This window comes from Streptomyces sp. NPDC027189 (assembly GCF_055566975.1).
Window position 1 is genome coordinate 37,617 of the sequence record NZ_JBVHRI010000035.1, and the last position, 12,702, is coordinate 50,318.

General features: G+C 70.1%; 12 protein-coding genes. 4 read left to right on the plus strand and 8 right to left on the minus strand.

Annotated elements, in window-relative coordinates:
* Positions 1–197: 197 nt before the first annotated feature.
* Positions 198–1,142: a hypothetical protein gene (locus ACZ4RZ_RS44425; RefSeq protein WP_467753257.1), complete on the minus strand. Its 945-nt coding sequence runs from the start codon at positions 1,140–1,142 to the stop codon at positions 198–200.
* A 198-nt stretch (positions 1,143–1,340) separates the two neighbouring features.
* Here ACZ4RZ_RS44425 and ACZ4RZ_RS44430 point away from each other — a divergent pair, with 198 nt between their 5' ends.
* From ACZ4RZ_RS44430 to ACZ4RZ_RS44445, 4 genes are all read left to right on the plus strand, one after another.
* Positions 1,341–1,625 (plus strand): heavy-metal-associated domain-containing protein, encoded by a 285-nt coding sequence (locus ACZ4RZ_RS44430; protein ID WP_467753258.1) that lies wholly within the window; start codon positions 1,341–1,343, stop codon positions 1,623–1,625.
* A 74-nt stretch (positions 1,626–1,699) separates the two neighbouring features.
* A complete protein-coding gene (locus ACZ4RZ_RS44435; protein WP_467753259.1) occupies positions 1,700–3,958 on the plus strand; it encodes a heavy metal translocating P-type ATPase in 2,259 nt (752 codons plus the stop codon).
* Positions 3,959–4,430: 472 nt separating this feature from the next.
* Positions 4,431–5,156, plus strand: a complete 726-nt coding sequence (locus tag ACZ4RZ_RS44440; protein WP_467753260.1) for a lysophospholipid acyltransferase family protein — start codon at positions 4,431–4,433, stop codon at positions 5,154–5,156.
* 86 nt (positions 5,157–5,242) lie between these two features.
* Positions 5,243–6,256 carry an NAD-dependent epimerase/dehydratase family protein gene (locus ACZ4RZ_RS44445; RefSeq protein WP_467753301.1) on the plus strand — a complete coding sequence of 338 codons (1,014 nt, stop codon included), beginning with the start codon at positions 5,243–5,245 and terminating at the stop codon, positions 6,254–6,256.
* Between the two features lie 49 nt (positions 6,257–6,305).
* Here the strand turns inward: ACZ4RZ_RS44445 and ACZ4RZ_RS44450 are convergent, their stop codons facing one another.
* The 7 genes from ACZ4RZ_RS44450 to ACZ4RZ_RS44480 all read right to left on the minus strand — a co-directional run bounded on the left by ACZ4RZ_RS44450 (position 6,306) and on the right by ACZ4RZ_RS44480 (position 12,665).
* Positions 6,306–7,892 (minus strand): alpha/beta hydrolase, encoded by a 1,587-nt coding sequence (locus tag ACZ4RZ_RS44450; RefSeq protein ID WP_467753261.1) that lies wholly within the window; start codon positions 7,890–7,892, stop codon positions 6,306–6,308.
* Between the two features lie 147 nt (positions 7,893–8,039).
* Positions 8,040–8,798, minus strand: a complete 759-nt coding sequence (locus tag ACZ4RZ_RS44455) for an urease accessory protein UreD (RefSeq protein ID WP_467753302.1) — start codon at positions 8,796–8,798, stop codon at positions 8,040–8,042.
* The gene (gene ureG / locus ACZ4RZ_RS44460; protein WP_467753303.1) at positions 8,795–9,478 is read right to left on the minus strand and encodes an urease accessory protein UreG; all 684 of its coding nucleotides are present in this window, start codon (positions 9,476–9,478) and stop codon (positions 8,795–8,797) included. Before ureG ends, ACZ4RZ_RS44455 begins: the two co-directional genes overlap by 4 nt.
* Positions 9,479–9,646: 168 nt before the next feature.
* Entirely contained in the window at positions 9,647–10,321 is a 675-nt protein-coding gene (locus tag ACZ4RZ_RS44465; RefSeq protein WP_467753262.1) for an urease accessory protein UreF, read from the minus strand.
* Positions 10,321–12,042, minus strand: coding sequence for an urease subunit alpha (locus ACZ4RZ_RS44470; protein ID WP_467753263.1), 1,722 nt, complete (start codon positions 12,040–12,042; stop codon positions 10,321–10,323). Before ACZ4RZ_RS44470 ends, ACZ4RZ_RS44465 begins: the two co-directional genes overlap by 1 nt.
* A complete protein-coding gene (locus ACZ4RZ_RS44475; RefSeq protein ID WP_467753264.1) occupies positions 12,035–12,346 on the minus strand; it encodes an urease subunit beta in 312 nt (103 codons plus the stop codon). Before ACZ4RZ_RS44475 ends, ACZ4RZ_RS44470 begins: the two co-directional genes overlap by 8 nt.
* A gap of 16 nt (positions 12,347–12,362) precedes the next feature.
* Positions 12,363–12,665, minus strand: a complete 303-nt coding sequence (locus ACZ4RZ_RS44480; protein ID WP_326789136.1) for an urease subunit gamma — start codon at positions 12,663–12,665, stop codon at positions 12,363–12,365.
* Between the last annotated feature and the right edge of the window lie 37 nt (positions 12,666–12,702).

A 12,702-nucleotide genomic window follows, 5' to 3' on the forward strand; every position in this document is an offset into this window, starting at 1 on the left:
ACGACCACCGTCCACGACGTACGGAACACGTCGGCTTCGCCGTCGACCCAGCTGCCCCAGCCGGCCTGGGCCTCGACGGCCTGCCACTGTCCGGGCAGCGCGGCGGCGACGTCGTCGGCGGGCAGGTACAGCGGCCCGTCTTCGCCGAGTTGGTTGATCCACAACTCCTCGGCCACCGCGGTTTCGCCGGCGCTGCCTCAGCGCTGGTGACCCTCGGAGGGCTCTTGCGTGGTTGCCGCCGCTTCGGGCCGGACTGTGAACGCCGCAGTGCGGACCGTCCCTTCGTGCTTGAAGTCGAGGAAGAGCCGGTAGGTGCCGCCGCTGGGTGCGGTGGCAGTGAACGAGATGTCCGGGCCGGGCTTGGTCGTGCCGTCGCCGGGTTCGCCGTTGGGGTGGACGTGGAGGTAGGCGAGGTCGCCGGAGCGCAACGCGACGAGGTGGCCGTACGCGCCGAGGTAGGGCTGGAGGTCGGTGACGGGCTTGCCGTTCCGGGAAACTTTCAGCCTCAGTTCCTCGGCCGCACCCGGGCGCAGCTTTCCGTCCAGCTCGACCTCGTAACCATCGGTCTTGGCCTCGGCGCTGGGCTCCGGCAGGTCCGTCGGCTCATAGGAGCCGGAAGCCCCCAGATCTGCACCGAGGGTGAGGTTCTCGGCTCCCCTCGTCGCTGGGGTGAAGTCGGCGAAGACCCGGTAGCCGCCCGGCCGGGGCAGGTTGACGGGAATGCTCCAGGTGCCGTCGGCGGCGCGGGTGGGGTGCAGATGGCGGTAGGTGACCAGGTCGCGTGAGGCGACGATGAGGTGGAGTTCCTTGTCGTGTTCGCGCTGGTACTCGGTGACGGCACGGCCTTTCCCGTCCCGTATGGCGAAGCGCAGATCGGCCTGCTGTCCGGCCGCGATGCGCGGGGTCCCGAGGTCGAGGGTGTAGCCGCTCTCGGAGATCTGCAGTCCGCCGACGGGGGCCGTTTCATGCCCCGCGTGGCCGCCGCCTCCCTCCGGTGTCGGTGATGTGTCGCTGTGGCTGTCGTGGTGCGCGGGCATGTCGTCCGCGACGACGGGGTCGATGACCTTCCCCACGCCGTAGGCGGTGCCGAACGTCGCGGCCAGCGCGGCGGCGAACGCGGTGATCTTCAGTCCAGCGTGCATGGCCATCTCCTGGAGAGCGGGCCTCCGGCTCGGAGTGCTGGGGCCCCAATGCAGCTCAAGGTACCCCCAGGGGGTATAAAGTCAAATCGCTCGAGCGGCTTGCAATGTATACCCCTAGGGGGTATACAGGACCACGGCACGGATACCCCCACCCCGTACCCGATTCGCAACTGTGACCGCACCATCCAGGAGGAACCGATGTCTTCGTCTTGCTGCTCCACCGATGGCAACTGCTCGACCGGGACCACCGGCCGGACAACCGACACGGAAGGCATCGTCACGACGTACACCGTCTCCGGGATGACCTGCGGCCACTGCAAGGCCACACTCACCAAGGTCATCGGCGAGCTGGACGGCGTGACTGAGGTCGGCGTCGACCTCGGCACCGGCCGGGTCACCGTCACCAGCGCCATCGAGCCGGACGACGCGGCGATCGCCGAGGTCGTCGACGAGGCCGGCTACGAGCTGACCGGCCGGGTCTGATCCGCATCTCCCGCGCACTGCCGGGCCCCGGAAGCACCCGGGCCTCAGGCCGCCCACCGCTACGAGGAGCAGCCATGACCACCACCACGACCGGCGCCGAGGTTGAACTCGCCATCGGCGGCATGACCTGCGCCTCGTGCGCGGCGCGCATTGAGAAGAAGCTCAACCGCATGGACGGGGTCACCGCCACGGTCAACTACGCCACCGAGAAGGCCAAGGTCACATACGCCGGTGACGTCTCCGTCCAGGCCCTGATAGCCACCGTCGAGGCGACCGGGTACACCGCGCAGGAGCCCGCGCCCCTACGCACCCAGCCCGAGAGCGGTAACGAAACGGCGGACGCGGACGACGAACTTCGGCCGCTGCGGGAGCGGTTGATCACCGCGGTGGTGCTGGCCGCTCCGGTCATCGCGATGGCGATGGTGCCGGCCCTGCAGTTCGAGTACTGGCAGTGGCTCTCCCTGACGCTGGCGGCGCCCGTCGTGACGTACGCCGGATGGCCCTTCCACAAGGCGGCGTTCACCAACGCGCGGCACGGTGCGGCCACGATGGACACACTGATCTCGGTCGGTACGGCGGCCGCGTTCCTGTGGTCATTGTGGGCGCTGTTCTTCGGGACCGCGGGCATGCCGGGCATGACGCACCCCTTCGAGCTGACCATCGCCCGCGGTGACGGCGCCGGGAACATCTATCTGGAGGCCGCCGCCGGCGTGACCGCCTTCATCCTGGCCGGGCGGTACTTCGAGGCCCGCTCCAAGCGCAAGGCGGGCGCGGCACTCAAAGCACTGCTGGAACTGGGTGCGAAGGACGTCACCGTGCTGCGCCCTGACGGCAGCGAACAGACCATCGCCACCGGCGAGTTGAAGGTCGGCGACCGCTTCCTCGTACGCCCGGGCGAGAAGATAGCCACCGACGGCACAGTCGTCGAGGGCTCCTCCGCCGTGGACGCGTCCATGCTCACCGGCGAGTCCGTACCCGTGGAGGCAGGCACTGGCGACTCGGTCACCGGCGCCACGATCAACGCGGGCGGCCGTCTCGTCGTCGAGGCCACCCGGGTCGGCGCCGACACCCAACTGGCCCGGATGGCCAAGCTGGTCGAGGACGCGCAGAACGGGAAAGCCGCCGCGCAGCGGCTCGCGGACAGGATCTCCGCCGTCTTCGTGCCCATCGTGATCGCCCTCGCCCTCGGCACGCTCGGCTTCTGGCTCGGAAACGGCGCCGGGCTGACGGCCGCCTTCACTGCCGCGGTCGCTGTACTGATCATCGCCTGCCCGTGCGCCCTCGGCCTGGCCACGCCGACCGCGCTGCTGGTCGGCACCGGACGCGGCGCCCAGCTCGGCATCCTCATCAAGGGCCCCGAGGTCCTGGAGTCCACCCGCAAGGTCGACACCATCGTCCTCGACAAGACCGGCACCGTGACCACCGGCCGCATGACCCTGCTGGCCGTCCACACCGCCGACAGCACCGACGAGACCGAAGTCCTGCGGCTGGCGGGCGCATTGGAGCACTCCTCCGAGCACCCGATCGCCCGCGCCGTCGCCGACGGGGCCCTTCAGAAGCTAGGTGCGCTGCCCGCCCCCGAGGACTTCGCCAACGTTCCCGGCCTCGGTGTGCAGGGCATCGTCGACGGCCACGCGGTCCTCGTCGGCCGCGAGCGGCTGCTCGCCGAGTGGGCCATGGAACTGCCGGAGGACCTGGCGAGGGCCAAGACCGAGGCCGAGGCAGCCGGACGCACCGCGATCGCGGTGGCCTGGGACGGCGAGGCACGGGCGGTCCTCGCGGTCGCCGACGCGGTGAAGGAGACGAGCCCGAAGGCCATCACCCGACTGCGCGCCCTCGGTCTGACCCCGATCCTGCTGACCGGCGACAACAAGGCCGTGGCCGAGTCCGTCGCCCGGGATGTCGGCATCGCACCCGAGGACGTGATCGCCGAGGTACTGCCGCAGGACAAGGTGGACGTCGTCAAGCGGCTCCAGGGCGAGGGTCGTTCGGTCGCGATGGTCGGCGACGGCGTCAACGACGCGGCCGCCCTCGCCCAGGCCGACTTGGGTCTGGCCATGGGCACGGGCACGGACGCCGCGATCGAGGCGGGCGACCTGACCCTCGTACGAGGCGACCTACGCGCCGCGGCCGACGCCATCCGCCTTGCCCGCAAGACCCTCGGCACCATCCGCTCCAACCTCTTCTGGGCCTTCGCCTACAACGTGGCCGCCCTTCCGCTGGCCGCGGCCGGACTGCTCACCCCGATGATCGCCGGAGCGGCCATGGCCTTCTCCTCGGTCTTCGTCGTCGGCAATTCCCTGCGACTGCGCACCTTCCGCGCCGCTGCCTGACCCACCGACCTCACCCAACCCACCGGGGCGGACCGCCTGGTCCGCCCCGGTCCGAACCGTAGCGAGAGGGGAACCCGATGCCCGCATGTGCCGCGAGCGATCCGGTGCGGCGCTGTCCTTCCCGTGCCGAGTAGGGCGGCCGGTGCAAACCGTCGAGCACATCAGGAGTACGCCGGGGGTTCAAGAGCCGCGTGCTTGCCAGCTTCAACCGGGATTGCGCCACACTCCGCCATCAGCTTGATCCGTACCGGTCGATAACAGCACGCTGGTCCGGCGGTCATCCAGCCCGTGTGTACGATCGCGATCACTGTACTGACGGACCATCAGAAATGTTGGCAAAGGGTCAGCATCAGTCCGATCAGACACGGTTCCGGCCGACCGCGCCTGCACATACACTGGCACCCCGCGACATGCCGGTTGACCTGCTGGAACGCGGCGGTTGAGCCGATCCGCCAGAGTGAGGAGCGACCCCATGTTCTACTACGTCCTCAAATACGTCCTTCTCGGGCCGCTGCTGAGACTCGTCTTCCGGCCCCGGATCGAGGGCCTTGAGCACATCCCGCCATCAGGCCCGGCCATCGTCGCCGGCAACCATCTGTCGTTCTCCGACCACTTCCTGATGCCCGCGATCCTCAAGCGGCGCATCACCTTCCTCGCGAAGGCCGAGTACTTCACAGGCCCCGGCCTCAAGGGCCGGCTGACCGCCGCCTTCTTCCGCAGCGCCGGGCAGATCCCGGTGGACCGCTCCGGCAAGGAGGCGGGTCAGGCCGCGATCCGCGAAGGACTCGGCGTCCTGCGCAAGAAAGAACTGCTGGGCATCTACCCGGAGGGCACCCGCTCGCACGACGGCCGCTTGTACAAGGGCAAGGTCGGCGTCGCGGTGATGGCCCTCAAGGCCCAAGTCCCGGTGATTCCCTGCGCGATGATCGGCACCTTCGAGGCCCAGCCCCCGGGCAAGGTCATCCCGAACATCCACCCCGTCGTGATCCGCTTCGGCAAGCCCCTCGACTTCTCCCGCTACGCCGGGATGGAAAACGAGAAGGCCGTGCTGCGCGCCATCACCGACGAGATCATGTACGCCATCCTCACCCTCTCCGAGCAGGAGTACGTCGACCGGTACGCGGCCGTCGTCAAGGCCGAGGAGGCCGCCGAGAGCGCGGCGAAGGCCCGCTCCTTCCCGCGGATGCCGCTCAGCTGACCCGCGGGCCCGGCCAATCTGCCGAAGGCTAAACCCTCTGGGAGACCACGTGCTCGCGGCCGTAGGGTCCCGTCATGAGACGAGCTGTGGTGATCGGGGCGACGGGACAGATCGGGCGTGCGGCCGTGGGTGCGCTCGTCCGGGACGGCTGGGACGTGACGGCCGCGTCGCGTGGCGGAGGCCGGGACGAGACCTGGCCCGAGGAGGTACGGAGCGCACGGCTCGACCGCGAGGACGACGCGGCACTGGACTCGGTGGTCGGCGACGACTGCGACGTGGTCGTCGACGTCGTCGCCTACGGAACGGGGCACGCACGGCAGTTGACGGGCCTGGCCGATCGCGTCGGCTCGGCCGTGGTGATCTCCAGCGTTTCGGTGTACGAGGACGACAAGGGGCGCGGCTTCGACACGCAGTCGCAGCCGGACGGCTTCCCGGAGTATCCGGTGCCGATCGCGGAGGGTCAGCGCACCGTGCGGCCCGGTGACGACACGTACAGCACCCGGAAGGTCGCCCTGGAGCGCGAACTTCTCGCCCTGGGCGGCCAGTTGCCCGCGACCCTGCTGCGCGCGGGTGCCGTCCACGGCCCGTACTGCCGCTCGCCCCGCGAGCTGCACTTCGTCAAGCGCAACCTCGACGGCCGCGGCAGGCGGATCCTTCCCTTCGGCGGCATGAGCCGTTTTCATCCGGCGAGCGTCCACACCATCGCCGAGCTGGTCCGCCTGGCGGCCGCGCGACCGGGATCGCGTGTCCTGAACGCCTGTGACCCCGACGCGCCCACGGTGGCGGAGATCGGCGCGGCGGTCGACGCAGTGATGGGCGTCGAGAACGAGAACATCCTGGTGGACGGTCCACCTCCAGCCCCCACGGTGGGTGACACGCCCTGGTCGGTCCCGCGTCCCGTGATCTGCGACATGACCGCGGCCGAACGGGAGTTGGGGTACCGCCCGGTGGTCCGGTACGCCGAGACCCTCCCGGAGACGGTCGCCTGGATCGAAGGCCGGCTCGCCGGGCGGGACTGGCGCGAGGCGTATCCCGAGATGTTCCGCGCGTACGGGGATCTCTTCGACTACGCGGCGGAGGACGCCTGGTTGACGAAATGAGGGAAGGGCGGCCGGAACTCCGGCCGCCCCTCCGTCACTTGATGACGAGCTACGACGTCGGCGTGGCGTGCGGCGTGCACGTCACGTCGCTGCTGTCCGTATTGCCGGTCAGCAGGTAGGCGTCCACCCGGGAGTTGATGCACGGGTTGACCAGACCGGTCACGCCGTGCGAGCCCGCGTCCTTCTCGGTGATCAGGCGGGAGCCCTTGAAGCGCTTGTGCAGTTCGACGGCGCCGGGGTACGGAGTGGCGGCGTCACGCGTGGACTGCACGATCAGGACGGCCGGCAGCCCCTTGCCGGTCTTCACGTCCACCGGGGTCTGCTGCTTGGCCGGCCAGGTGGCGCACGGCAGGTTCAGCCATGCGTTGGCCCAGGTCATGAACGGGTAGTCCTTGTGGAGCCGCGTGTTGTCCCGGTCCCACCTCTTCCAGCTGGTGGGCCACTTGGCGTCGGTGCACTCGACGGCCGTGTAGACGGCGTTGCCGTTCTCCGAGGCGATGTTGCCCGCAGTGTCCGACAGGTCCGGGGCGGCGGCGTCGACGAGCGCCTGGGTGTCACCGGCGGCGTACTTGCTGAACACCGTCGCGACCGGCACCCACGCGGAGTCGTAGTACGGGGCGCTCTGGAAGAAGGAGATGAGCTCGGCGGGGCCGACGACGCCACCCAGCGGGCTCTGCTTCGCGGTGGCGCGCAGCTTCAGCCACTGGTCCTGCACCTTGGCGCGGGTGTCGCCGAGGTGGAAGGCGGCGTCGTTCTTGGCGACCCAGTCCTCCCAGTCCTTCCAGCGGCCCTCGAAGGCGATGTCCTGCTCCAGGTTGGCCTGGTACCAGATGTTCTCGCGCGACGGGTTGACGACGCTGTCGACGACCATGCGGCGGACGTGGCCCGGGAAGAGCGTGCCGTAGACGGCACCGAGGTACGTACCGTAGGAGACGCCCAGGTAGTTGAGCTTCTTCTCGCCGAGCGCGGCCCGGATGACGTCCAGGTCGCGTGCGGTGTTCGGCGTGGTCATCTGCGGCAGCATGTCACCGCTGCGCTCGGCACAGCCGTCCGCGTACTCGGCGGCCAGCTTGCGCTGGGCGAACTTGTCGGCCTCCGTGTCCGGGACCGGGTCGGCCTTGGGCGCCTTCACGAACTCCTGCGGGTCGATGCAGGAGATGGGCGCCGAGTGGCCGACACCGCGGGGGTCGAAGCCCACGAAGTCGTACGCCTTGGCGGCGTTGGCCCAGATGGCGTTCTTGGTGGTGACGCGGCGCGGGAAGCGCATGCCCGAACCACCGGGGCCGCCCGGGTTGTAGACGAGGGCGCCCTGGCGCTCCTCCTTGGTGCCCGTGTTCCCGATACGGTCCACCGCCAGCTTGATCTGCTTGCCGTTCGGGTGGGCGTAGTTGAGCGGCACGCTGACCCAGCCGCACTGGATCGGCTTCTCCAAGCCCCAGTCCGCGGGGCAGTCCTGCCAGTCGATCCCGGCCTTGGCGGCCCGCTCCGCGGCGATGGCCGCTCCGCGCTGCTCCCGGCTCTGACCGTGGCGTGAGTCGGCGGTGGCCGACGGGGCCGCCACGGCTCCGGCTATCAGGGTCGCCGTGACGAGCGCGCCGGCCGAACCGAGCGCTGTCACCCGTCTCGACGGTCTCATGGACCTCAAGTGGGACCTCCCCGTACGTCGTTGCGATTGGTACGGGGATCCTTTCGGCTGTGAGGTCCCTGAGAACAGAGGTGACCGGCCTTCTTTACTAATCCGATAGCCGGTGTCCGCTGTTCCGTTGAGCGGAGACGCTGTCCCTCAGCCGAGCAGCCGCAGTGCCTCGTCCAACACGCGCCGCAGCCGCAGCCCGTCGGGCGCGAGTGCGGTCACCAGCACGGCCGGTCCGGCGAGCGGTGTGAGCGCCGCGTACTCCCCCAGCAGTCGCGTCTGCGGCATCTCCTTCTCGAACTCCGGTCGCACGACGACGAGTTGTCCCAGAGCCCGAAGTCCCGCGAGGACGGCGGGCCCGTCCCACCCGCCGGGCGCACCGGGCCCGCACGCCAACTCCTGCTCCAGCAACGGCCGTCCACCGAGCCGCACGGCAAGACGGCTGGTGAGCCGCCCGGGTTCCTCGCCGACCCGCCCGAGCACCTGCTCCTCCCGGAAGACGAGCCGAGCACCCTGGTCGACTTCGATGCGTGAGGAGACGTACAGATCACTACCGCCCGCCGAGATCAACTGCTCGGGCAGCCAGCACAGTTCTCCCCCGTCGGCGACGTGGAGCCGCACGCCGTACTGCGCCTCCCCCTTGTTCTGCCCCGGCAGCGCAATGGTGGCGGCGGCCGACCCGACGTGCAGCCGCGCCCTCTCTCCCACCTCCGCCTCGACGGTGAAGTGATCGCCGCCGAGCGGACCGCTCATCGCGCCGACGAGCAGGACACGCGCCTCTGAGCCGTTGGCCCGGGTACGGCGCAGGGCGAGCGGCCCGTCCCCCTCCAGCACGGGCAGCGAGGTCCCGCCGCGCCCGTCGTCCCGTGCCGAAATCCGCGCGGTGGCCCGCACTCCCGCCGTCGTCATACCGTCCACGCGGCGAGTCGCGCCCGCACCCACTCGGCGACGTCCGTGACCCCGGCCTCGGTCCGCAGCGACTGGAAGACGACCGGCAGTTCGGCCCGCTGCGCCTTGGCATCGGCCGCCATGCGCCCCAGATCGGACCCGACGTACGGCGCGAGGTCGGTCTTGTTGACGACGAGCAGATCGGCGGTCGTGACACCGGGCCCGCCCTTGCGCGGAATGTCGTCCCCGCCCGCCACATCGATGACGAAGATCTGCGCGTCGACCAGCCCCTTGGAGAAGGTCGCCGTGAGGTTGTCACCCCCGGACTCCACCAGGATCAGATCCAGCGGCCCCACCTCGTCCTCCAGATCCTCGACCGCTTCGAGGTTGGCGGAGATGTCGTCCCGGATGGCGGTGTGCGGGCAGGCCCCCGTCTCGACGGCGGTGATCCGCTCGGGCGGCAGCACGGCCTCCCGCAGCAGGAACTCGGCGTCTTCCCGCGTGTAGATGTCGTTGGTGACGACCGCCAGGGACAACTCGTCGCGCAGCGCCTTGCAGAGCGCGGCGACGGTGGCCGTCTTCCCGGAGCCCACGGGCCCGCCGAGCCCGATACGAAGAGCACGACGCGAGCCATCGGCACGATGGGCATCGGCACTGACGGCGGAGGCACCGCCGTGGGTGTGATGGTGGTCGAGGTGCATGATGTGCGGCTCCAGTTCTCGGCCGGGGCTGAGACCTTTCATCTCCGGCCGGCGTGGTCTTTCAGCCCGTCCGGCGTTTGAGGACGAGGCCGTCAAGGCCGATGCGGGGGTCTGGGGGCGGCAGCCCCCAGGTACGGGACGGGCAGGGGCGGAGGGGGCGAAGAACACCTACGAAGCGAACAGACGTACAGGCCAGGCCGCATGCGCCTCCGCGCTGATCTCCAGCAGCGGAGCCGAAGCGGCAGGCAGCACACCGACCCCGTCGTCGACCACTCTGCGCGCGGCGTCGGCAGCAGCATGGGCCACCAGATCCAGCTCCGGTGCAAGCCGAGCCAGCACCGCGGTGGCATCGAACGGGTCCAGACTCAGCAACCGCACCGTCGCCGTCGCCGGCCCACTGACCGCCTCGTACGCGGAGCAGTACGCGGCGTCGTCCGCCCCGAGCCCTGCGGCCCGCGCAGCCACCCCCAACACCACCGGCTGATGCGCCCCCTTGGGAAACTCCCGAGCCACCGCGTCGAGTTCCGCCGAAGGCCACGCCGCCCGAGCCGCCCGCATCAACTGCCGCCCGAGCCTGCGCGCGGCGACCCGCAGCGCGGGCGACGGCGTACGGGCGTCCGCGGCCGCGTCCAACGCCACCGGATCGACGCCGAGCGCGCCCGCCGCGGCGAGCGATGCCGACACGAGGCCGGTCGTGTGCAACCGCCCCCGGCAGAACTCCTCAAGACTCGGCGCCCCGGTGATCCGCCCGGCCCTGACCGCCGCCTCCGCCCCGCCGGAGTGGGCATGCCCCCCGGCGGGAAAGCGGCCGTCGGCCAGGACGAGCAGTGCTGCGCGCGACATCAGAAGAGGAAGTAGCGCTGGGCCATGGGCAGTTCGGCGGCCGGAGTCGCCTCGACGAGCTCCCCGTCGATGTGCACGGCGAAGCTGTCGGGATCGATCCGCACGTGCGGCCGCGCGTCGTTCTCTCGCATGTCGGCCTTGGTCACCCCACGCGTCGACTCGATGGCGACGAACCGCTTCCCGAGCGAGAGCCGTTCCGGCAGCCCGTCCTCGATGGCGAGCGGTGCCACAAAGTTGAACGAGTTCGCGGCCGGGGCCCGCCCGATGGCCCCGTACATCGGGCGGGGCAGAATCGGCTGCGGCGTAGGAATCGAGGCGTTGGCGTCGCCCATCTGCGCGTACGCGATCTGCCCGCCCTTGATGACGAGATGCGGCTTGACCCCGAAGAACGCGGGCTCCCACAGCACGAGGTCGGCGAGCTTGCCGGTCTCGACGGAACCGACCTCGCGGGCGAGTCCCTGCGCGAGCGCCGGGTTGATCGTGTACTTGGCGACATAGCGACGTACGCGATGGTTGTCCGCTCGCCCGTCACCGGGAAGCGCCCCTCGCCGCCGCTTCATCACATGTGCCGTCTGCCAGGTCCGCATGATGACCTCGCCGACGCGGCCCATGGCCTGGGCGTCGGACGAGATGATCGAGATGGCGCCGAGATCGTGCAGGATGTCCTCGGCCCCGATCGTGGAGGGCCGGATCCGGGACTCCGCGAAGGCCAGGTCCTCCGGGACGGCCGGGTTCAGGTGGTGGCACACCATCAGCATGTCGAGGTGTTCCTCGGCGGTGTTGACGGTGTAGGGCCGGGTCGGGTTGGTGGAGCTGGGCAGCACGTGCGGCTCGGAGACCACGGTCATGATGTCCGGGGCGTGGCCGCCGCCCGCACCCTCGGTGTGGTACGCGTGGATGCCGCGCCCGCCGATCGCGGCGAGCGTGTCACCGACGAAGCCGGCCTCGTTGAGGGTGTCCGTGTGGATGGCGACCTGAATGCCGGTCCGGTCCGCGACGGTCAGCGCCGCGTCGATCGCGGCGGGGGTGGAACCCCAGTCCTCGTGGATCTTCAGACCGAGCGCGCCGCCGCGGATCTGCGAGAACATCGCATCGTGCGAGACGGTGTTGCCCTTGCCGAGCAGGCCGAAGTTGAGGGGGTACTCCTCCATCGCCTCCAGCATCCGGGCCAGGTGCCAGGGGCCGGGCGTGACGGTGGTCGCCTTGGAGCCCTCGGCGGGACCCGTACCGCCGCCGACCAGCGTCGTGATCCCGGCGGCGAGCGCCTCGTCCGCTATCTGAGGACAGATCAGATGCACGTGAGCGTCGATGGCGCCCGCGGTCAGGATCCGCCCGTTGCCCGCGATGATCTCCGTCTCCGGACCGATCACCAGGTCGGGGTGCACACGGTCCATGGTGTCCGGGTTGCCCGCCTTGCCGATGCCGGTGATCCGGCCGTCGCGGATGCCGACATCGGCCTTGACGATCCCCCAGTGGTCGATGATCACAACACCCGTGATGACCGTGTCCGGGGTGCCTTCCGCGCGCGTGGCGCGCGCCTGGCCCATGGATTCGCGGATGACCTTGCCACCGCCGAACACCGCCTCGTCACCGGCGAGTCCGGGGCCGCCGGAACGATCCTCCTCGACCTCCACCAGCAGATCGGTGTCGGCGAGCCGGATGCGGTCGCCGGTTGTGGGGCCGAACAGATCGGCGTACGCGGCACGCGAGATCTCAGGCATCGAGGGCACCTCCCATCTCACCGCGCAGTCCGGGCACCACACGGGCACCGGCGAGCGGAACGAGTTCGACATCGACAGGGATTCCCGGCTCGAAGCGCACGGCGGTGCCGGCAGCGACATTGAGCCGCTTGCCGCGCGCGGCGGCGCGGTCGAATTCCAGACCGGGGTTGGCCTCGGCGAAGTGGTAGTGGGAGCCGACCTGGACGGGCCGGTCGGCAGCGTTGAGGACGGTCAGCCGGGTGACCTCGCGGCCTTCGTTGAAGGCGACGGGTCCGTCGGCGAACAGGATCTCTCCGGGAATCATAGCTCTCGCTCCCCCGTCAGACGATCGGGTCGTGGACGGTGACGAGCTTGGTGCCGTCGGGGAAGGTCGCCTCTACCTGGACGTCGTGGATCATCTCGGGGATGCCCGTCATGACGTCGTCCCGGGTGAGGATCTTACGTCCGGAGGACATCAGCTCGGCGACGGTACGGCCGTCACGCGCGCCTTCGAGGATGTGCGACGTGATGAGGGCGACGGCCTCGGGGTGGTTCAGTTTCAGCCCGCGGGCCCGCCGCTTCTCGGCCACGTCGGCGGCCACATGGATGAGCAGCCTCTCCTGCTCGTGCGGGGTCAGTTGCACGGCGTCCCACCTCACATCCTCGCTCCGGACCGTGCGG